This window comes from Phyllobacterium sp. P30BS-XVII, from assembly GCF_014138335.1.
GTDB lineage: Bacteria > Pseudomonadota > Alphaproteobacteria > Rhizobiales > Rhizobiaceae > Phyllobacterium > Phyllobacterium meliloti.
The window spans coordinates 422,695-442,853 of sequence record NZ_JACGXO010000001.1 but is presented as its reverse complement, the minus strand read 5'-3'; the positions used below and the strand labels follow the sequence as shown (position 1 = coordinate 442,853).

At 54.9% G+C, this 20,159-nt stretch carries 22 protein-coding genes; 11 read left to right on the top strand and 11 right to left on the bottom strand.

Going from position 1 to position 20,159, the window contains the following annotated elements; all coding sequences use genetic code 11:
• Positions 1 to 4 precede the first annotated feature (4 nt).
• From FHW17_RS02180 to FHW17_RS02165, 4 genes are read left to right on the top strand one after another with little or no spacing between them, the layout of a single operon-like run.
• Entirely contained in the window at positions 5 to 1,123 is a 1,119-nt protein-coding gene (locus tag FHW17_RS02180) for an ABC transporter ATP-binding protein (RefSeq protein ID WP_182509127.1), read from the top strand.
• Positions 1,124 to 1,136: 13 nt separating this feature from the next.
• Positions 1,137 to 2,660, top strand: a complete 1,524-nt coding sequence (locus tag FHW17_RS02175) for a GMC family oxidoreductase (protein WP_182509126.1) — start codon at positions 1,137 to 1,139, stop codon at positions 2,658 to 2,660.
• Positions 2,660 to 3,439, top strand: coding sequence for a 3-ketoacyl-ACP reductase (locus FHW17_RS02170; protein ID WP_112522605.1), 780 nt, complete (start codon positions 2,660 to 2,662; stop codon positions 3,437 to 3,439). Before FHW17_RS02175 ends, FHW17_RS02170 begins: the two co-directional genes overlap by 1 nt.
• An 18-nt stretch (positions 3,440 to 3,457) precedes the next feature.
• Positions 3,458 to 5,113, top strand: coding sequence for a GMC family oxidoreductase N-terminal domain-containing protein (locus tag FHW17_RS02165; RefSeq protein WP_182509125.1), 1,656 nt, complete (start codon positions 3,458 to 3,460; stop codon positions 5,111 to 5,113).
• A gap of 55 nt (positions 5,114 to 5,168) precedes the next feature.
• Here FHW17_RS02165 and FHW17_RS02160 read toward each other — a convergent pair whose 3' ends face one another.
• Both FHW17_RS02160 and FHW17_RS02155 read right to left on the bottom strand, forming a co-directional pair.
• Positions 5,169 to 5,426 carry a DUF982 domain-containing protein gene (locus FHW17_RS02160; RefSeq protein ID WP_091879048.1) on the bottom strand — a complete coding sequence of 86 codons (258 nt, stop codon included), beginning with the start codon at positions 5,424 to 5,426 and terminating at the stop codon, positions 5,169 to 5,171.
• Positions 5,427 to 5,583: 157 nt separating this feature from the next.
• A complete protein-coding gene (locus tag FHW17_RS02155; protein ID WP_113095204.1) occupies positions 5,584 to 6,492 on the bottom strand; it encodes a LysR substrate-binding domain-containing protein in 909 nt (302 codons plus the stop codon).
• Positions 6,493 to 6,622: 130 nt separating this feature from the next.
• Here FHW17_RS02155 and argH point away from each other — a divergent pair, with 130 nt between their 5' ends.
• From argH to FHW17_RS02130, 5 genes are all read left to right on the top strand, one after another.
• On the top strand, positions 6,623 to 8,062 hold the full coding sequence (argH, locus tag FHW17_RS02150) for an argininosuccinate lyase (protein WP_182509124.1): 1,440 nt from the start codon (positions 6,623 to 6,625) through the stop codon (positions 8,060 to 8,062).
• Between the two features lie 5 nt (positions 8,063 to 8,067).
• Complete coding sequence (locus FHW17_RS02145; RefSeq protein WP_182509123.1) at positions 8,068 to 8,964, top strand: amino acid ABC transporter permease; 897 nt, start codon at positions 8,068 to 8,070, stop codon at positions 8,962 to 8,964.
• A 2-nt stretch (positions 8,965 to 8,966) separates the two neighbouring features.
• Positions 8,967 to 9,731 carry an amino acid ABC transporter ATP-binding protein gene (locus tag FHW17_RS02140; protein WP_112522601.1) on the top strand — a complete coding sequence of 255 codons (765 nt, stop codon included), beginning with the start codon at positions 8,967 to 8,969 and terminating at the stop codon, positions 9,729 to 9,731.
• A gap of 64 nt (positions 9,732 to 9,795) precedes the next feature.
• On the top strand, positions 9,796 to 10,626 hold the full coding sequence (locus FHW17_RS02135) for an ABC transporter substrate-binding protein (RefSeq protein ID WP_112522600.1): 831 nt from the start codon (positions 9,796 to 9,798) through the stop codon (positions 10,624 to 10,626).
• 59 nt (positions 10,627 to 10,685) lie between these two features.
• Complete coding sequence (locus FHW17_RS02130) at positions 10,686 to 11,180, top strand: GNAT family N-acetyltransferase (RefSeq protein WP_112522599.1); 495 nt, start codon at positions 10,686 to 10,688, stop codon at positions 11,178 to 11,180.
• Between the two features lie 9 nt (positions 11,181 to 11,189).
• Here the strand turns inward: FHW17_RS02130 and FHW17_RS02125 are convergent, their stop codons facing one another.
• Positions 11,190 to 12,416 carry a multidrug efflux MFS transporter gene (locus FHW17_RS02125; RefSeq protein ID WP_227988214.1) on the bottom strand — a complete coding sequence of 409 codons (1,227 nt, stop codon included), beginning with the start codon at positions 12,414 to 12,416 and terminating at the stop codon, positions 11,190 to 11,192.
• 302 nt (positions 12,417 to 12,718) lie between these two features.
• Between FHW17_RS02125 and FHW17_RS02120 the strand changes: the two genes are divergently transcribed.
• On the top strand, positions 12,719 to 13,138 hold the full coding sequence (locus tag FHW17_RS02120) for a DUF4864 domain-containing protein (RefSeq protein WP_182509122.1): 420 nt from the start codon (positions 12,719 to 12,721) through the stop codon (positions 13,136 to 13,138).
• Between the two features lie 12 nt (positions 13,139 to 13,150).
• Here FHW17_RS02120 and FHW17_RS02115 read toward each other — a convergent pair whose 3' ends face one another.
• From FHW17_RS02115 to FHW17_RS02095, 5 genes are all read right to left on the bottom strand, one after another.
• Positions 13,151 to 13,558, bottom strand: a complete 408-nt coding sequence (locus tag FHW17_RS02115) for an AprI/Inh family metalloprotease inhibitor (protein WP_162700266.1) — start codon at positions 13,556 to 13,558, stop codon at positions 13,151 to 13,153.
• 103 nt (positions 13,559 to 13,661) lie between these two features.
• Positions 13,662 to 14,336, bottom strand: coding sequence for a lysoplasmalogenase (locus tag FHW17_RS02110; protein ID WP_182509121.1), 675 nt, complete (start codon positions 14,334 to 14,336; stop codon positions 13,662 to 13,664).
• A 28-nt stretch (positions 14,337 to 14,364) separates the two neighbouring features.
• Positions 14,365 to 15,297, bottom strand: coding sequence for a sterol desaturase family protein (locus tag FHW17_RS02105; protein ID WP_182509120.1), 933 nt, complete (start codon positions 15,295 to 15,297; stop codon positions 14,365 to 14,367).
• Positions 15,275 to 15,715, bottom strand: a complete 441-nt coding sequence (locus FHW17_RS02100; protein ID WP_182509119.1) for a hypothetical protein — start codon at positions 15,713 to 15,715, stop codon at positions 15,275 to 15,277. The genes FHW17_RS02105 and FHW17_RS02100 overlap by 23 nt, the downstream gene beginning before the upstream one ends.
• Positions 15,716 to 15,840: 125 nt before the next feature.
• The gene (locus FHW17_RS02095) at positions 15,841 to 16,620 is read right to left on the bottom strand and encodes an SDR family oxidoreductase (RefSeq protein ID WP_112522592.1); all 780 of its coding nucleotides are present in this window, start codon (positions 16,618 to 16,620) and stop codon (positions 15,841 to 15,843) included.
• 301 nt (positions 16,621 to 16,921) lie between these two features.
• Here FHW17_RS02095 and FHW17_RS02090 point away from each other — a divergent pair, with 301 nt between their 5' ends.
• Positions 16,922 to 17,689, top strand: coding sequence for a sulfotransferase (locus FHW17_RS02090; RefSeq protein WP_162700265.1), 768 nt, complete (start codon positions 16,922 to 16,924; stop codon positions 17,687 to 17,689).
• A gap of 55 nt (positions 17,690 to 17,744) precedes the next feature.
• Here FHW17_RS02090 and FHW17_RS02085 read toward each other — a convergent pair whose 3' ends face one another.
• From FHW17_RS02085 to FHW17_RS02075, 3 genes are all read right to left on the bottom strand, one after another.
• Positions 17,745 to 18,221, bottom strand: a complete 477-nt coding sequence (locus FHW17_RS02085; RefSeq protein ID WP_182509118.1) for a GFA family protein — start codon at positions 18,219 to 18,221, stop codon at positions 17,745 to 17,747.
• Positions 18,222 to 18,340: 119 nt separating this feature from the next.
• A complete protein-coding gene (locus FHW17_RS02080; RefSeq protein ID WP_182509117.1) occupies positions 18,341 to 19,573 on the bottom strand; it encodes an RNA polymerase sigma factor in 1,233 nt (410 codons plus the stop codon).
• Between the two features lie 51 nt (positions 19,574 to 19,624).
• A complete protein-coding gene (locus FHW17_RS02075; protein ID WP_182509400.1) occupies positions 19,625 to 19,972 on the bottom strand; it encodes a YciI family protein in 348 nt (115 codons plus the stop codon).
• Positions 19,973 to 20,159 lie beyond the last annotated feature (187 nt).

Sequence of the window (20,159 nt, the reverse complement as noted above, 5' to 3'; positions counted from 1 at the left end):
TCAAATGTCATTTCTACAGATCAAGAACCTGCATAAATCCTATGGCAATGTCCCGATTTTGAAGGACATCAATATCGAGATCGATGAAGGCGGTTTCCTCGTCCTCGTCGGACCTTCCGGTTGCGGCAAGTCCACTTTGCTCAACACCATTGCCGGGCTTGAGTCGATCAGCTCCGGCGATATTTCCATCAAAGGCAAATCGATCAGCGGATTGCATCCATCCAAGCGTGATATCGCCATGGTGTTCCAGTCCTACGCGCTTTATCCCAACATGACCGTTGGCGGAAACATCGCCTTCGGCATGGAAATTCGCGGCGTGCCGAAAGACGAGCGGGAAAAAGCCATCAAGCAGGTCGCCGACATGCTGCAGATCGGCCATCTGCTTGACCGCAAGCCAAGCCAGCTTTCCGGCGGTCAGCGCCAGCGTGTCGCTATGGGCCGCGCCCTTGTGCGTAACCCGCAGGTGTTCCTGTTTGACGAGCCACTCTCCAACCTCGACGCCAAGCTGCGTGTTGATATGCGCACGGAAATCAAGCGCCTGCATCAGCGCATGAAGACAACGATTGTCTATGTGACGCACGACCAGATCGAGGCCATGACGCTCGCAACCAAGATCGCCGTGCTCAAGGACGGTATCCTGCAACAGTTCGGCACCCCGGCAGAAATCTACAACAATCCGACCAATCTGTTTGTTGCCGATTTCATGGGATCACCCGCGATGAACCTGCTCAAGGCCAAGATCGAAGGCAATGCGTCCGACCTTAGCGTCGTGCTCGACCGCCCCGATTCCTCGCCGCTGCGATTGCCGATCAAGAAAACCAGCAGTGCGCTGGTCGGCCATTCCGGTAAGGACGTCATTTTTGGCATTCGTCCGGAAGCCCTGACCGATCCGGATGGTGCCGATCGCAATGCTGTCTCGCTGGTGGAAGGCGAATGCCTGATTGACGTGGTTGAACCAGCCGGTTCCGATACGTTTGCTGTGACCAAGCTTGGCAGCAAGGAAGTGGTCGCCCGGTTGCGTGCAGACGCTCACATATTGCCAGGGCAAAAGACGCAGCTGGCATTCAATCTCGACAAGGCCGTGTTCTTCGATCCGCAATCGCAACTGCGCATCGGCGCCTGACGATCACCATGCCATGAACGTTGCATCACCACAAAGCCAATCACCCGACATCGTTATCATCGGTTCGGGGATTGGCGGGTCGACTATTGCCGCCGGTCTGGCCAGTTCAGGAGCGCAAATCCTGATCCTGGAAGCCGGGGATCATCTGCCCGATCGCCCTGAAAATCGCGATCCGCGGGCGATCTTTCAGCGTGGTTTCTTTCGCCCCGATGAAAGCTGGTATGATGCTGATGGTAAGGCGTTCAACCCCGGCAATTACTACAATGTTGGTGGCAATTCGAAGTTTTATGGGGCAGTTCTGACGCGCTACCGCGCCGAGGATTTTGCCGAGATGCAACATCTGGAAGGTGTCTCCCATGCCTGGCCATTTGCCTATGAGGAACTGGAGCCCTGGTACGGCAAGGCGGAAGCGCTCTATCGGGTGCGCGGAACATTAGGCGAAGACCCGACAGAACCTCAACACTCCACGCCCTATAACTTCCCGCCAGTGCCCGATGAGGAACCGATCGCGACTTTGCGCCGGCGGTTACACGGCGCAGGCGTCCGTCCTTTTTCGCTGCCGCTCGGTGTTGATATTGATACATGGATGTCGCATGGCAAGACACCTTGGGATGCGCACCCGAACAGTTTCAACGGCAAGATGGATGCGGAAACCACTGCCCTTGCCGAAGCTTTGCAGCATGGCAACATCCACCTGCAAACCAATTCGCGCGTGACGCGTCTGGAGACTGCAGCCGATGGCAAGTCGATTGCCGCCGTACATTATGTGAGGGACGGCAAAACCGCTGTTGTCAAACCGAAACTGGTAATCCTCTCTGCAGGGGCTGTACAGTCTGCCGTGCTTTTGCTGCGCTCTGCTGATGGCAGGAACCCCGCTGGCCTTGCCAACCGGTCTGATCAGGTTGGTCGGAATTTCATGAACCACAATCTGTCGGCGGTAATCGGGTTTGATCCGCGCTTCCGCAACGATTCCATCTATCAGAAGACCTTTGGCTTCAACGATTTTTACCTGTCCGACGGGCAGGGCGGTGCGCCGCTTGGCAATGTCCAATTGCTCGGGCGTATCAGCGGGCCCGTGCTCAAGTCGGACCTCAAACTTGTTCCCGAATGGCTGCTCAATCAGTTCTGCAATCATACGGTGGATTTCCTCGCCATGAGCGAGGATGTGCCGAAGCCCGAAAGCCGCGTTCGCGTTGATGGCGAGAGGATCGTTCTGGAATGGGTGCGCAGCAACTGGCCCGCGCATCAGAAGCTGGTCGCTCAGATCAAATCCGTCTTGCGCGCCGCCGGATTTCCGCTGGTTCTCTCCAAGGCTTTTGACCGCAAGACCCCCTCGCATCAATGTGGCACTGTTCGCATGGGAACCGACCCGGCGCAGGCACCTCTTGATGTCTATTGCCGCGCTTTTGATCATCCCAATCTGTTCGTCGTTGATGCAGCATTCCTGCCGACATCTGCTGCGGTCAATCCCGCGCTGACGATCGCCGCACAGGCCTTGCGTGTCGCTGATCATATCCTTGCGAAGGATCTTGCGTGATGTCCCAACAACCAGCATTTTCAGCAAAACCCCTTGCTATCATCACCGGTGCGCGTCGTGGCATTGGCCTCGGCATTGCCAAGGCACTAGCCGCCAAGGGTTTTGATCTCGCAATCACAGACCTTGTGCGGGACGAGGCTGCTATTTCTGCACTGGAGGCGCTTGGTGCCAAGGTAGGGTTTATCGAGGCGGATCTGGCCGAGCTTTCCACTCACGAACAAACAGTCAGCGCAATCATGACGACGTTTGGGCGAATCGATTGCCTCGTCAACAATGCCGGGATCGGTTCGAAAGTACGGGGTGATTTCCTCGATCTTGATCCGGCAAATTATAATGCGATTTTTGACATCAATGTGCGGGGAACAGTGTTCTTCACGCAGGCCGTATTGAAAGCCCTGCTCAAACAGGCTGATACCGGAACGCCGCGCACCATTGTCAACATTACCTCGGTTTCCGCTGAGATGATATCGCCCGAACGTCTTGATTACTGCATGACCAAAGCGGCGCTTGCCTCGTTCACGCAAGGTCTGGCGGTGCGGCTGGCCGATGAGGGGATCAGCGTTTTTGACGTACGTCCCGGCATCATCCGGTCGGATATGACGGCGGGTGCTGCCGCCAAATATGACAAGCGTATTGCTGAAGGTCTTGTGCCGATGAAGCGCTGGGGCGAGCCGGATGATCTTGGTCGCATCGTTGCTGCACTTGCCAGCGGCGATTTCAGTTTTGCCACGGGCTCGATCATCAATGCTGACGGTGCTCTTTCCATCAACCGGCTCTAGTCACAGACGGACACTGACATGACCTACGACTATATCATCACCGGTGCTGGCCCTGCGGGCTGTGTCCTTGCCAATCGCCTGAGCGAGGACGCCGAAGTAAAAGTTCTGCTGCTTGAGGCCGGTGGCAGTGACTGGAACCCGTTGTTCCACATGCCTGCGGGCTTCGCCAAGATGACCAAGGGCGTTGCCAGCTGGGGCTGGTCGACCGTTCCGCAGAAACACATGAACAACCGTGTCCTGCGTTACACGCAGGCGAAGGTCATCGGCGGCGGTTCCAGCATCAATGCGCAGCTTTATACGCGTGGCAATGCAACCGACTACGACTTGTGGGCGTCAGAAGATGGCTGTTCTGGTTGGAGCTATCGCGACGTGCTGCCCTATTTCAAACGCGCGGAAGACAATCAGCGCTTTGCTGACGATTATCATTCCTATGGTGGTCCGCTGGGTGTGTCCATACCGGCCGCGACCTTGCCAATCTGCGATGCCTATATCCGGGCGGGGCAGGAGCTTGGCATTCCTTACAATCACGATTTCAACGGCAGGCAGCAGGCGGGGGTCGGCTTCTATCAGCTGACCCAGCGCGATCGCCGCCGTTCATCAGCATCCATGGCCTATCTCGCTCCCGTGAAGAACCGCAGGAACCTTACCGTTCGCATGGGCGCGCAGGTTACCCGGGTTGTGGTCGAGAACGGCCGGGCCGTTGGTGTCGAGGTGATCAAGGGCAACGCCCGCGAGATCATTCGTGCCGAGAGAGAAGTGCTTGTCAGTTCCGGTGCGATTGGCTCGCCGAAACTGCTGCTGCAGTCGGGGATTGGCCCATCGGATCATCTTCGCAAAACGGGCGTTCCTATCGTCCACAATCTGCCCGGTGTTGGCGAAAACATGCAGGATCATCTCGATCTGTTCGTAATTTCCGAATGCACCGGCGATCACACCTATGATGGGGTTGCCAAGCTGCACCGCACCCTATGGGCTGGTCTGCAATATGTGATGTTCCGGTCTGGGCCTGTGGCGTCGAGCCTGTTTGAAACCGGTGGTTTCTGGTATGCGGATGCCAATGCACGCTCACCGGATATTCAGTTCCATCTTGGTCTGGGTTCAGGCATTGAAGCGGGTGTCGAGCGGCTGAAAAATGCTGGCGTCACCTTGAACTCGGCTTATCTGCACCCGCGTTCACGGGGGACTGTGCGCCTGCAATCCTCTGATCCCATGGCTGCGCCGCTGATCGATCCCAATTACTGGAGCGATCCGCACGACCGGAAAATGTCGATCGAAGGATTAAAGCTCGCACGCGAGATCATGAGTCAGGCGGCGCTGAAACCATTCGTCATGGCGGAACGATTGCCGGGGCCGAAATATAACTCCGATGAGGAATTGTTCGAGTATGGCTGTGCCAATGCCAAGACCGATCACCATCCCGTCGGTACCTGCAAGATGGGAACCGACTCTATGGCGGTTGTCGGTCTGGATTTGAAGGTGCATGGGCTGGAGGGCTTGCGCGTCTGCGACAGTTCGGTGATGCCGCGCGTTCCCTCGTGCAACACCAATGCGCCGACAATCATGATTGGGGAAAAGGGCGCTGATATCATCCGTAAACTCGCGCCTTTGCCACCTACCGTCTTTAGCCATGAAATGAATGAAAAACGCCCGCGGGCGCGGGCGGATATTCGCTGATGATAAAGTGCGGGCGGCGCAAGATCATAATTATCTCAGCGCCGCTCGCTTCTGATTACTGATGCAGTCTTGTGTCAAGAAAGATCCCCGCATCACGCGCAGCGCTGACAAAGGCATGGCGTGCCTTGTGGGCAGGTTTCCAACCATCCAGAACATCAAGACAGGCTTGCAACGCGCGGCGGTAACTCCGGCCCGTTTTCGATGGCCAATAGCGCTGCAGGCATTCCATCGCTTCCCAGACACTGCTGATGGCCAACTGACCTGCAGCTCCCAGTTTGACCATAACCGGTATGGGAAAACGCTTGTCGTTCATCACTTCCTCCATGGGTATCTGATGAGCATGGCATGCTGTTGGGCATTGCCAGACTAACGGCAAAAATGCGTCGGGAGTCCGTATGGTTCCATGACAAATTGAATAAATATTTTTGAACGAAAAAGGCCCCGAAAACACGAAGGTTTGATCGGTTGGATCAACGCATATTCGAGGGCATCGAGCTGACTTCTTCGAGCAGCCAGTCAAGGAATATGCGCATGGCAGGACGTTGCGGACGGTCCTGCGGGCAGGTTAGCCAATAGGCATGGCGACTGACAAAACCAAAGCCCTGCGGATTGACGAGTTTGCCGCTGGCAAGTTCATCGGCGATCAGGCCGCGTGGCACCAAAGCAAGGCCCTGTCCGGCAATCGCCGCACGGATTACCAGCGCATAAAAGCCGAAATGCGTGATGCGTTCCGGAGCGAAATCCGCAATGTGATGTGCCTCGGCAAACTCTTCCCAGCGCAGTGGTGTGAACTTGTGGTCGAGCAGCGGAAATTTGCTGATATCAGCTGGTCTTGTCACACCGCCAAGCCGTGCGACAAACTGCGGGGCACCCACCAGCGCAACTTCCCGGCCGAACAGATAGTGGTTGTCTTGATCAGGCCAATCGCCCTCTCCAAACCGGAAAGCGGCATCCGCCTGATTGATCAGATCATTGTTGGCGAAGGTCGACAGTTCCACATCAATGTCGGGGTGCGCTTCGGCAAAGCTGGCAAAGCGCGGGATCAGCCAGCGGTCGCCCATAATGGGCAGAATATGCAGTTTGATCGCATTGGGCGCTGATCCAAGCGCAGCAACCCGTAGCGCCGCATTTTCCATGGCACCCAGCGCAATCCGCGCTTCGGCCACATAAATCCTGCCTGCCTCTGTGGTTGAAAGCCCGTACGGCGTGCGGACAAAAAGTGGAACGCCAGCCAGTGCCTCCAATGCAAGCAATTGCTTACTCACGGCGCTCTGCGTCATGTTAAGCGCCTTGGCGCACGCCGTGGTGCTGCCATGTTCGGCAATTGCCGCTATGACCTGCAATCCACGCGTAGATGGATATATCCGACCGGATACCATCGTTTTTGCCTCACTGGTTTTTACAACGGAGGGTATTCCATTTTGGAATAGATATGGGAATTCATTTCGTTTGTCCTCTCCAAAACGCAACCATAAGCTTCAGATAACAAGAAAAAGGGGAATGAAAGAAATGACCGAGCAGTCCGTCCGTCTGTGGGGGGCTCGTTTCAGAACGAGTCCATCGCCCGAGCTGACAGCGCTTTCCCGTTCGGAAAGCAGCTATTTCCGCCTTGTCCCGTATGATCTGACGTCTTCGCTGTCCCATGCACGCGAATTGGTGCGTGCCGGGATTTTAACCGAAGCTGAAGCCGAAACAGTTTTCGCTGCCATCAAGGGGATTGGCGCTGACTATGCCGCGGGCAAGATCGAGCCAACGCCAGATGATGAAGACATTCATACATTTCTCGAACGGGTTCTCGGTGAACGTATCGGGGTCCTGGGCGGAAAGTTGCGGGCAGGGCGTTCGCGCAATGATCAGGCGGCCAATGATCTGAAGCTCTATCTGCGCGATATGGCGCGGGGTATCGGTTCAGATATTCTCCTCCTGCAGCAGGCACTTGTCGGTCAGGCGGAGGCTCATGTGGCAACGCTCACATCAGGTTTCACCCATTTACAGCCCGCGCAGCCGATCAGCTTTGCTCATCAACTGCTTGCCCACGCGCAGACCTTTGCCCGCGATCTTGACCGGCTGCGTGACTGGGACAAGCGCGCAGCGCGCTCGCCGCTTGGAGCTGCTGCCATGGCAGGTTCGGGCATCGCGTTGCATCCAGAGCTTTCCGCGCATGAGCTTGGCTATGAAGCGCCCTGCGAAAACTCCATTGATGCGGTGGGTAGCCGCGATCATGTCGCCGAGTTTCTTTTTGTCACCGCCATGTTCGGCGTGCATCTGTCGCGGCTTGCCGAGGAGTTGTTCCTCTGGTCGTCACGGCAGTTCCGTTGGATTGAGATGGATGACAGCTATGCCACCGGTTCCTCGATCATGCCGCAGAAGAAGAATTGCGATATTGCCGAGCTGACACGCGGACGTGCTTCGCGGCTGATCGGTAGCCTGACAACCATGCTTGTGGCGCTCAAAGGATTACCCTTTGCCTATAATCGTGACCTTGCCGAGGACAAGCATGCCGCCTTCGATACAATTGATGCCCTGACGCTGGTTGTGCCCGCCATGGCCGGGCTGGTCCGCACCATGTATGTCAATGTGGATGTCATGCGCAGGCAATCGGTGGATGGTTTCACCTTGGCAACGGAAGTTGCCGATTGGCTGGCTAAAACAGGTGTACCGTTTTCCGAGGCGCATGAAATCACCGGCGCTTTGGTGCGCTACTGTGAGGACAAGAATATCGGTCTTGAGGATTTAGGTGACGATGATCTTGCCGCAGTCGATGCCAGACTGCTGCCATCGATCAAATCAAGCCTGTCGCCGCAAGCGGCGGTGGAAGCCCGCAAGGGCTATGGCGGAACGGCGCCTGACCGCGTGCGTGAACAGATTGCCCGGCTCAAAACTGTGTTGGAATCGCAAGAGGAGTGGCTATCCTCCTATTCGGGTCCTGTAGCGGCCTTGAAAGGGTGAGAACAATGGCAAACATCGAAAATACGATTTCCATCCCGCCAGCCAAATATTCCATCGCGCATCTGAAACATCAGCCGCGCCGCCACTATGGCCGCTGGCTGGCTGCCGCCCTGATCATTCTGGCATTGGCGCTGATCGTCAAAGCCTTTGCGCAAGGCCAGATTGCCTGGCCTGTTGTCGGCCAGTTCTTCACCGCGCCAGCTATCCTTGCAGGGCTCTGGAACACCATTCTGATGACAATCTGCGCGATGGCCCTCGGGTTGGCGCTGGGCGTTATCTTTGCCATCATGATCATGTCGCCCAATCCGGTGCTGAAATATGTGGCTGTTTTCTACATCTGGTTTTTCCGCGGCACGCCACTGCTCTTGCAATTGCTGCTCTGGTTCAATCTTGCTCTGATCTTCCCCACGCTCGGCATCCCCGGCCTCTTCGAAATGCGCACTGTCGATTTCATGACGCCGTTCATGGCCACGCTTTTGGGCCTCGGCATCAATCAGGGTGCTTATACGGCAGAGGTCGTGCGAGGCGGTATCCTGTCCGTCGATAATGGTCAGATTGAAGCGGCGAAGGTCATCGGTATGACGCGGCTTACCATGCTGCGTCGTATCGTGCTGCCGCAAGCCATGCGTGTGATCATCCCGCCTGTGGGCAATGAAGTTATCAGCATGGTCAAACTGACTTCGGTTGCCAGCGTCATCCAATATGCGGAAATCCTGCGAAATGCACAGGCTGTTTATTACGCCAACAATCGCGTCATGGAATTGCTGATCGTTTCGGCCATCTGGTATCTCGTCGTTGTGACTGTTCTTTCCATTGGCCAGCACCTGCTTGAGAAACATTATTCAAAGAGCCTCGGGCGCCGGACCGGCAGACGTACCGAACCCGCCGCAGAAGGAGCCTGAACATGTCAGTCATGGTCGCAGCGGTAGACGTCAACAAGTATTTTGGGCCATTCCATGCGTTGCAGAAGGTTTCGCTGGAAATCAGTCACGGGGAAGTCCTGTGTATCATCGGACCTTCCGGTTCCGGCAAAAGCACGCTCCTGCGTTGCATCAACCAGCTGGAGCGGATTGATTCCGGCGCTATCTGGATCGATGATGAACTCATCGGTTTTCGTCAGGACGGCAACAAGCTCTATGAATTAACCGATGCTGAGATTTCGCGGCAAAGGCTGGCAAGCGGCATGGTGTTCCAGAGGTTCAACCTCTTCGCTCATATGACCGTGCTGGAGAATATCATCGAAGGGCCGGTTATCGTCCAGAAACGGGCAAAAAGCAGCGTCATCCCGGAAGCAATGATATTGCTTGAGCGCGTTGGCCTTGCCGATAAGAAAGACGCCTATCCGAGTGAACTTTCCGGCGGTCAGCAGCAGCGGATTGCCATTGCACGCGCGCTCGCCATGAAGCCCAAACTGATGCTGTTCGACGAACCGACATCGGCGCTTGATCCGGAACTGGTCAGCGAAGTGCTGAGCGTCATGCGCGATCTTGCCACCAGCGGCATGACCATGATCGTTGTTACCCACGAGCTTGGTTTTGCCCGTGAGGTCGCACACCGGGTCGTGTTCATGGATCGCGGCAAGATTGTCGAAACGGGAACACCGCACGAAGTGCTGACGAGTCCGAAAGAAAAACGTACTCAGGACTTTATCGCAGCGGTCTTGTCCTGATCAAAGATCAGATGAACAGGCCGGGAGAAACGGCCAAAGGGGAACAGATATGAGGAACCAGACAATGAAAACCATAACCCGGCTTGCAATTCTCGGCGGCGCGCTTGCTTTCAGCTTTTCCGCCACCGCGCAGGAACTTCCAGCCCGCATCAAGGACGCTGGTAAACTGGTTATTGCGACCATGCCAAACTATCCGCCGATTACCTATAAGGACCCAGCCACCAATGAATTGCAGGGTTTTGACATTGAGCTTGGCGAAGCCATCGGCAAGGAACTCGGCGTGAAGGTTGAGTGGCAGGAAATTGCCTTTGCCCAGATGCTTCCGTCCCTGCAAACAGGTCGTGTTGATCTTGCCATGGCCGGTATGAGCGACAAGAAGGCCCGTCAGGAAACCGCTGATTTTGTCGATTACATGAAATCCGGCGCGCAGTTTTACACGTCCAAATCCATGGCCGGTGAAATCAAGTCCGTCGAAGATCTCTGCGGCAAGTCAGTAGGCGCCAGCCGATCAACGGACTGGCCAGCGCAGATCACCGCCTGGAGCGAGACCAACTGCGTCGCCAAGGGCAAACCGGCGATCACCGTCATGGGTACAGAGGGATCGGCTGATGCCCGCACGCAGATCAAAAGCCAACGTCTGCAGGCAGCGGCGCAAGGCAATGAAACCTTGCCCTACAACCAGAAACTTGAACCTGACACTTACGTTACGCTGGGCGAGGCATTCAGCCAGTCTCTGGCTGGTATTCCTGTCCTGAAAAGCGAGACTCAACTGCGTGATGCGGTCAAAGTGGCGCTTGAAAAACTGCAGGCGAATGGTACCTATGATGCGCTTTTGGAAAAATACGGTCTGAAGGCCAATAAGCTGACGCCAGTGACCATCAATGCAGGCGAATAAAGCGTAAGGCTGGAGAGACGAAGGGAGGCGGTTCTGGTGCGCATCAGAGCCGCCTTTGCATGGAAAGGAATGTGGGATTGATCAAGGTCAGTTTGTCCAATCCGTCGGATTATCTGCAACTTGCGGCTCTCTTTGAAGAGATGCAGGCGCATTACGAGGTACCTTGCCCACCTCGCGAGGAGATATTGCGGGGATTGCGTGACATGCCTGACGGGACGGAAATTCTCGTCGCAGGCACCGATGAACTGATTGGGTTTGCAGCGTTTTCCTCCGTCTATCCCGGACCCGGCCTGCAGTCTGGCCTGTTTCTCAAGGAGCTTTTTGTTTCAAAGGCTTATCGCAGCAGCGGAGCGGGAACCAGCCTGATGCAGGCACTCGCCAAGCTGGCACTTGAGCGTGGATACAAGCGCGTCGACTGGACAGCCGATCGCAACAATCCGAAAGTTCTGGCCTTTTATGACGGCTTTAATGCTTCGCCCATACCCGACAAGCTTTTCTATCGTATGGACGGCGAAGCGCTAGCTGCGGCGGCTGCGAAAGCTGGCAACTCTTAAAATCTGGGGTCATTGAGACCGCTGTGGCCGCACCAGCCAGCAATAGGCTGCGCCGCAGGCCATAAGCACGCAGGTTGCCAGAAACACGGCGCGCATGCCGAAATGACCGCCAATGAACCCGCCCGCCAATGGCCCCACCACCTGTCCGGCATATTGCGATGATGTCGAATAGCCAAGAATGCCGCCCGCGATACGATCGGGAACATTGTGCCGGATGACGCTGGTTATGCAGGGCAAGAGCCCGCCAAGTGCCAGCCCCATCAGGAATCGCAACCCGATCAACTGCCAGCCCTGTGTGACAAATGCCTGCGGTATCAGCAGCAGCGATGATATGGCCAAAGCGGCGATAATTACGTTCCAATGGCCAATGCGATCAGCGAGTTTGCCGAGCCTTGATGCGGAAAGGATACTGCCTAGCGCCGCTGCCGACATGACAATGCCGGAGACAATGGTAACTTTGCTCACGTCGTTGACCAACTGTGCCACATAGACTGTGATAATAGGTTCAATCGACATATTGGCGAGCATCAGCAGCATGCCCGTCGCCAGCATGGCAATGATCGGGCGCTTGTCTGGAATGGCTGACCATCCGCCGCTCGCCTTCGCAGTTTTGTTTTTCGGCGGTCGCTTTTCTTCCTTGATGAACAGGCTTGTGGCAATAAAGGTGAGAAAGATCACGCCCCCAGCCAGCCAGAACGTCTGGCGGATACCGATGAGGGGTGGCAAGCCGCCGCCGATCAGCGGACCGACGAGATTGCCCGCCATGATTCCCGATGAAAGTGTGCCGAGTGCCCAGCCGGTGCGGGCTTTTGGCGTTTGGGTTGCCACCAGTACGGTGGAACCGGAGGCATAGCCGCCGAGCAGCCCCGCAACAAGGCGCAAGGCCACCAGCTGCCAGACATCGGTTGCCATGCCGATCAATGACATGGCGACAGCCATCCCGAGACTGGCACGGATGAGCATCAGCTTGCGGCCATAGAGATCGGCAAGGCGGCCCCAGAGCGGCGCGACCAGTGCGGCAGTGAAAAAGGTCGCGCCATAGGCAACACCCGACCATTGCACGATTGCCGCATGGTCCTTCACGCCCAGCTGTTCGACATAAAGCGGCAGGAAGGGCAGAAGCAGCGTCATGGCCACAATCGTGGTGAAGGAACCGAGAAGGCAGACAACAAGGTTCTGACGCCAATAGCGGGATTCAATCTCCGCTACCGCTGCGATGACGGGAGCATCGGTCATGGATGTACCGTCCGTGCCATCATGTTTATCAGCTGTATTCATGGGAACATATTTCCGCGGCAGGGGAAATTGCCGTGTCACCTGCAAGTATCGAACTGTCCTCACTGTTTCATCAGACCCGTTCAATAGCAATCGCTCAACCGCTCCGAAGTGGCAACGAGTCGCAATTCCCGGGCGGCCTCGCAGTAAAGTGATCCAATGAGACCGCACGCCCGTATCTGCAGGAGAAAATCCGGTGATGGACTTCACCGGCAAGAGGTTTATCCTGTTGGCCGGTTGTCCCACTGGGTAAAGGAGACGGCATGGTGAGGGCATTTCCAATTGCTGTGATTGTCAGTCTGGTGCTGGTTGCCACTCCAGCGGCGGCCGATGAACCGCTCGACACAGGACAATCGATCATCAAAAAGCAGATCACCGCATTTCTGAGCGATGATGCAACGACCGCCTATTCCTTTGCGTCCCCTGGTATTCAGGGCAAATTTATCAATAAGGATGTGTTCTTCGATATGGTGAAGCGAGCCTATCAGCCAGTTTACCGACCGGGCAATTTTGCCTTTGGCCGCAATAAAGTATCGGACAGCGAGATCATGCAGGAAGTGGTGATCAGTGGTCCTGATGGAAAGGACTGGACTGCCCTGTATCAACTGACAAAACAGCCCGATGGTAGCTGGAAGATCAACGCTGTGCGGATGATGCAGGCGGCACCCGGTCCCGAAATCTGAAGCCGGTACCCGTCAATCGCCCGCAAGTTGTTCGATGGTGTATATGCCATCGGTTTGTGGTTCTGCGACGTAGTTGTCGTCAGGCGTTTCGAAGGTCACGCGCGTATGGCGAAGCCCATCCACAAGCTCAATGGTCCAGTTTTCTTTCAAGCGCCAGGCGGTAATGTCCCCCATGACGGGAAAGGCCTTGACGCATTCGGGATCGATATCAATCTGTGAGCCACCGATCGTCTCTTCCCGCTTCAGTGTCACCTTGCACACCCTGTCCCCACCCTCATCACGGATTTGCCATGGGCCAAAAAAGCTTTCAAGCAGATCAGGATCGACGGAATTCAGATCCATCGGCTTAAGCTCATCGGCAAATGCGGCAGTGACCGGCAAGACGGCGATAAGAAAGAATGAGGCTATCGTATTCCGCATATTGATCAGACCTGTCACAGCTCCCGGTGAGTCAGGAAATCTATCCGCAATTCTCCACCCCGCAAACGCCTAATGCGCCAGAGGGTGAAATGGTCGCGGCTTGCTATTCAGACTTTGCCACGGATCGGGCAATAAACCATTGGGCGGCATAATAGGTTCCGAGCACCCAGAATGGGCCAAACGGTATGGTGAAGCGGAATTTCCCATAGGCAAGCAGCGTATCACTGGCAAGAAAAAGCACGCCGCCAATTGCGGCCAGTTTTGCAGAATGTGTTGCGAGGTGCTGTGCCCGGCTGATGGCCTGCGCGCCCATCAGCGCCAGAACCAGAGCATAGACGGTTACGGGCAGCGTGAGTTCTGCAGGCAGGCTTGACCATAGGTCCCAGACAATTGCGAGGGCCAACAGGGTGCAGGCTACAAAGGTGGCTGGTACCGCAGCGAGGCGGACATTGCTGGTAAGCGCAATAATATAGGCGCAATGGGTGATCAGGAAACAGATCAGCCCGGCGACGAACATATCCTGCGGCAGCATCAGAAAAATGTCACCGCACAGCGAAAAGACGAGACCAACTGCGACCGCCCATTGATAGCGCTTTGAAACCGGTGTGACGGTTTGCACAACGATGAACAGAAGCAATGCCGTTGCAAGGGGTTTGCTGATGTAATGCAGCCAACGCGCATTCTCACCCAGCAATGCGCTGGCTATGGCCGCGATCGCGGCTATGGCAAAGAGCACATTGTATGCCGAGCGGATATTGGACCCTGCTCCGTCTGTCATGATGACCCCACTAAATTTCAGGACACTATTACGCCTTGGGCAATCCGGCTTTGCCCGCTTCATCCGGATGAAGCCTGACATAATCGGCTTTGAGGTCTGCCGAAGTTTTCCGGCTGCCGTCATGGCTCCAACCCGGCGGCGCCACCAGATAAAGCAGGCGCTGGCGCAGTGTCAGGCCCGGCGAGAATGTATCTTTCAACATGCCCACCCATTCATGAAAAGCCACACGTATGGGATTGAACGTACCAATATTCTTGACGATGCCATAACGCGGGACATCCTCATCCAACTCTGCCACGAATGTCCCGAACATGCGGTCCCAGATGATCAGCGTGCCGGCATAATTGGCATCAAGATAACGGGGATTGGTTGCGTGATGCACCCGGTGATGCGACGGCGTGTTGAAGATGAATTCGAATGGCCGCCACATCTTGCCAATCGCTTCCGTGTGAATCCAGAACTGGTAGACAAGGTTGAAACCATAGACAAAAGCGATAACAGCCGGATGGAAGCCGAGCAGGACCATCGGCACCTGAAGAATGAACATGCCGGTAATCTGGCCCGTCCATGATTGGCGCAGGGCAGTGGACAAATTATAGTGCTGACTGGAGTGGTGGTTGACGTGTTCAGCCCAGACCCAGCGCACCCGGTGCGCGATGCGGTGGTAGCAGTAATAACGCAAATCATCGAAGACAAAGGCAACAATAAAAACCCACCAATGCAATCCCAGATCGAAGAAGCGGAACTGCCAGACCCACATCAGCGCCGTTAGCGACACAAAGCCTAGCAGCAGACCGGCGGCAACATTTCCCGTTCCCATCAAAAGACTGGTCAATGTATCACGGGTTTCAAAATCACCTTTGCGCTGCCAGTAGCGGATAGCCATCAGCTCAATCAGAATGGCGATGATGTAGAACGGAACCGCCAGCTTTGTGACGTCAAAGAACATGGGTGGGTTCATTGGTAATTCCTCCCGCGGAAAGCCAGCGCCGAACAGTATTTCTATCCGTTTCGTTGGCAAAGGAAAATGTCTGGCGGGGCCATGTCATGTCATGAAGCCGCAGTTTCAGGTCAAGAACCCCTGCGGGTTCAGCGGAATGCACATCATCGAGAGAAATATTCCGCGTCAGAAACTTGTTGCCCATGCCGTGAACAATGCCGGTGCGATGGGCGGGAAGCTCAAGAAAAGCCGTGCGGCGGCTTTGAGTGTAAATAATCGTTTCGATCTGGCTTTCAGGATAATCGAGAAGAAAGATGGATTGGGCTTGCTGCTCATCCGCAAGTGCCGGGCGTTTGCTGCCGCCAGCCAGATGCACGGCAAAAACGCCCACGGAAATCCCGACAACGATCATGCCGATCAATGCTGGCAAACCAAGCAATGCGCGCCTCCCTCACCTTGACCTGCCGGTCGGCGAATACGCCGAATCGGCTGGTTCTCTGGTTCTCCCGGACGGCACCTTTCCACAGAGTGGTGCAATTCTCAATCACACCAGCGGCGACCTGCTTACGGCATAAGCTGCCCGCCATTCACTTCGATGGTCTGCCCGATCAGATAGCCGGAGAGGGCAGCTGAGGCGAGAAAAAGATAAGCGCCGACGCAATCCTCGGCCGTACCCAAACGGCCCTGGGGAATTGTTGCCAGCATGGCATCGAGTTGCGCTTGCGTTGAGTAACGTTCGTGGAACGGCGTATCGATCACTCCCGGTGCGACTGCATTGACACGAATGCCGAACGGGATCAGTTCCTTGGCCATGCCGCGGGTCACATTGGAGACGAATGCCTTGGAGGAGCCGTAGAGCCCGGCACCATTGCCTGCCCCATTTCGCGCGGCGATGGATGTGGTGTTGATGATGAAACCACCCTGCGCTTTCAGATGTGGTATGGCCGCTGTGGAGGCCGAAAGTACCGAGCGCGCGTTGAGGTCCATTACTGCGTCATAGTGATTATCGGTCATTTCCTGATAGGCAAGCCGGGCAACCATGCCACCCGCATTATTGATGAGGCCATTCAGTTGGCCAAAGGCGGCAGCGGTTTCTTCCACCACGCGGGCCATCTCGCCGGAGCGTGAGGCATCGCCCTTCACGAGCACGACCTTGCCGCCAGAATCGCTGATATCTCCGGCCAATCGTTCGGCTGCATCGACACTGGAGTTGTAGTGCAGGCCAACAGATGCGCCCTGTGCAGCAAAGGCCCGGGCAAGTGCCGCGCCAATGCCCGTTGACGCGCCGGTGATCAGCACGGCTTTGCCGGCAAGGTCGGAAATCGTAACGGATGGTGTGGACATATGGTTCTCCATGACAGCGAAACGTCAAATGATTGAATGATGAGTGGATGTCTTTGATGGGCCTGAACGGCGGAATGAATGGTAATCTCGGGCGGAGCCTACCCCTCCAGTGCCGGTTCTTCCATATGAAAATGATCGGAAATCCGTCGGCATTCCCTATTTTTTCCAAAATAATATTTTCTGTCTGACAAAGTAAGCGCAGAATTTTGTATTTTCTACTTTGCGCTTCGCGATCTGTCTTGACAGTAAATAATAAAATAAAAGAATATATTTTCATTCGGGGTTGATGAAGCAGGGTGATATGGGAGACGATTCAAAATTCAGTCCAATTATAATCTGTGGTTGTAAAAGGAGCGGCACAACGGCACTCGTTCGAATACTGAACGAAAACGGTATCACTATTTCAAACGAATGGGCTTTGTTTGCATGGAGTGCGTGGCAACACGAGTATTCCTTGTCTGATTGGCTTCACAACAAGCATGTGGAAGTTGAAACCAACGACTGGCTGCAGCATTGGAATTATAAAATGAACTTGAAGGGAAACGAAGCCGAGCACGGTTTCCCTGCTGCACTTCACTCTATCTATGGCAATAAGCCACGCTGGAAGTGGGGCGATAAATGGCCCGACTACGTGTTCCATGTGAAGGAAATCAAGGAGCACTTTCCCAATGCCAAAATCATCTACATTTACAGGGATGGACGCGACGTCGTGGCGAGCATGTTGCGAAAGGGGATGGCGGATAATCTGAATCACGGCTTTGAGCAGTGGGTTAACGCCATAGAGGCGTGGAAGTCATGGGAAAAGGATGTTGATCACCTCGCGGTCAAACAGGAAGACCTGTTGCGATATCCTGCCGAGGTTTCAGCCTATATTGCGCGATATTGCGGCATTCGGCTGACAAGTGCCGAGCATGCCCGCTATGTGCTGCTCGGTGCAGATGAAGTGTCGAATGACGACTATGTATCCGAAGATCCATTCGCCCATACGCGCTCATATGGCTCACTGTTTTCCGATGAAGATGTGCCACCCCATGCGAGAAGCCTGTTGACCTCGCTGGGATACGCCTGAGTTCTGGAGTGGCCGCAGCGCAGGAAACTGATTTCACACATAAGACGATCGGCGATCATTGCTTGTGTTCCAGAACAGTATTCAAGCGTGATTGGGCTTCTTTGCCCAATACGGAATCTCCCTCATTACCTTGTTCGAAGGCTGGCACATGCGGCGGTATGGCGACCCAGGGATGCTTACTGGCGGTAAAATAATGCACCTCCGGTGCCAGTTGATCGGCCTTATCAAGGTTTCCTACGCGCACAAAGGCCATATCTTTCCCAAACATGGGGTGATTGCCCCATAAAGGTAGCTGGCATTTCGGGCATCGATACATCAATGGATCATCAGTGGAGGTTGTCGGTACACCGTCACCGATCAATGTGACTTGATCAGTTTCGATCATCGCGTTGATACTGAATGCCGAGCCACTCATTCTCTGGCAGCTATGGCAATGGCAACAATGCACAACGATCGGATTTCTCTCCAACCGATATCGTATGTGACCACATGCACATCCGCCTTGCATGCGTTCGGAAACTGGGTTGCTCATTGAACTCTCCACATATATGCGCCCTCGCGCTTTGACTAATAATGCTAGTCGATTGGAGGCGCCGCTTTTCGACATGCGGGGTTCATTTTGAAAAGGTGGAGATGTTCTGGACGGTGAAATTAAAGCTGCGTTTTCAGTTCCGCCAATTTTCGCTCGATGAAGCGCCGGTCCGGGCTTGCTACTGTTAACTGGAATGCCCGCTCATAGGCTGTCCGGGCTTCAGCAAATTTGCCTAATCGCCGCAACAGGTCAGCCCGGGCCGCATAGGCCAGATGATAGTTGCGAAGGTCCCCGCGATCCAGAATAGCTTCGATCAGAGACAAGCCGGCATCGGGCCCATCTCGCATGGCGACGGCTGCCGCCCGGTTGAGTTCAATCACAGGTGAGGGATCGGCCTGCAGCAAGAGATCGTAGAGAGCAATAATTCTGCTCCAGTTCGTTTTCGTCGTGCTTGGTGCATTCGCGTGAACGGCTGCGATAGCCGCCTGTAATGTGTAAAACCCGATGACACCAGAGGCCATCACTCTGTTGACCAGTTCGGTTCCCTCATCAATATCCTGCGCTCGCCAGAGTGATCGATCCTGCTCATCGAGAAGAATGATTTCATTGTCCGTTGATCTATATGCATCCCGTCTGGAATTTTGCAAAAGCATCAATGCCAAAAGCCCTGCCGCCTCCGGATCAGGTAGCAGTGAATTCAGCAAGCGCCCCAATCGAATGGCCTCTTCACATAGATTCTGCCGTTCGGACACGGAATCCGGAGTGAAAGAATAGCCTTCGTTGAAGATAAGATAGATAACATGAAGCACAACCTCCGTCCGGTCCTGCAGATCAGCGACTGCCGGTATTTCATAAGGAATACCTGCCTCTCGTATTCTGGTTTTGGCCCGCACAATACGCTGCGCCACCGTTGGTGCTGAAGTCAGAAATGCCCGCGCAATTTCTTCCGTTGTAAGACCGCACACCTCACGCAGCGTCAGCGCCAGCTGCATGTCCGGCGTCAAGGCAGGATGGCAGCTGATGAAGATCAGGCGTAGCCTGTCATCTTCTATTTCCTGATGATCATCAGGCCATTCGCTCTCATCCAATTCAATCCGCAGGGCAAGTTCTGACAAAGAGGCATCAAACCTTGCGCATCGTCGTAGTTTATCGATCGCCTTGAAGCGCCCGGTTGAAACAAGCCAAGCGCGTGGATTGGAGGGCACGCCATCACGTGGCCATTGTTCTGCTGCTGCAACAAAAGCATCGTGCAAAGCCTCTTCTGCCAAATCAAAGCTACCGACAAACCGGATCAGCGTCGCAAGAACCCGGCGAGATTCCGTACGATAAATGCTGCTGATTACCGCTTGCATTTATTCACTCGAGTTTGACCCCGTCTGGTGCAGCCATCCGGATCACACGCGTTACCACTTCATAATTGGTCGAACTTCGACACTGCCAAGTTTCGCTAAAGGAATGCCTGCTCCTATTCGGATTGCTTCGTTGAGATCAGCGGCGGTAATAAGAATGAATCCGCCCAGTATTTCCTTGGTTTCTGCAAAAGGCCCGTCAGTCGTCGACATTTTTGAATTACGCACGCGAACCGTTACGGCGTTGCTCGGCCTCTCGAGTGCATGGGCCAGAATGAGGTGTCCGCTTGCGGCAAGTTCCTCGTCATATGCCTTCGACTCGCGCCCCAAGCTTGCCTTCTCTTGGTCTGATCGATCAGCAAGCATCTTTTCGTCAAAATAGACCAGGCACAGATATTCCATTGCTTCCACCCTTTCATAGCAAAACTGTTTGTATCCATAGTCGAACGAACTGGGCGGAATTCGACAATGCCAGCTAAATTTCCAATCCCGCGCAATTTCGAGACGTGAAATATCGCCTATGATAGCAGTTAAATATATGAAATTTGGAGTTTTCCTGAAGACCAAACTTGCCAGCGCTTGTTCGCGT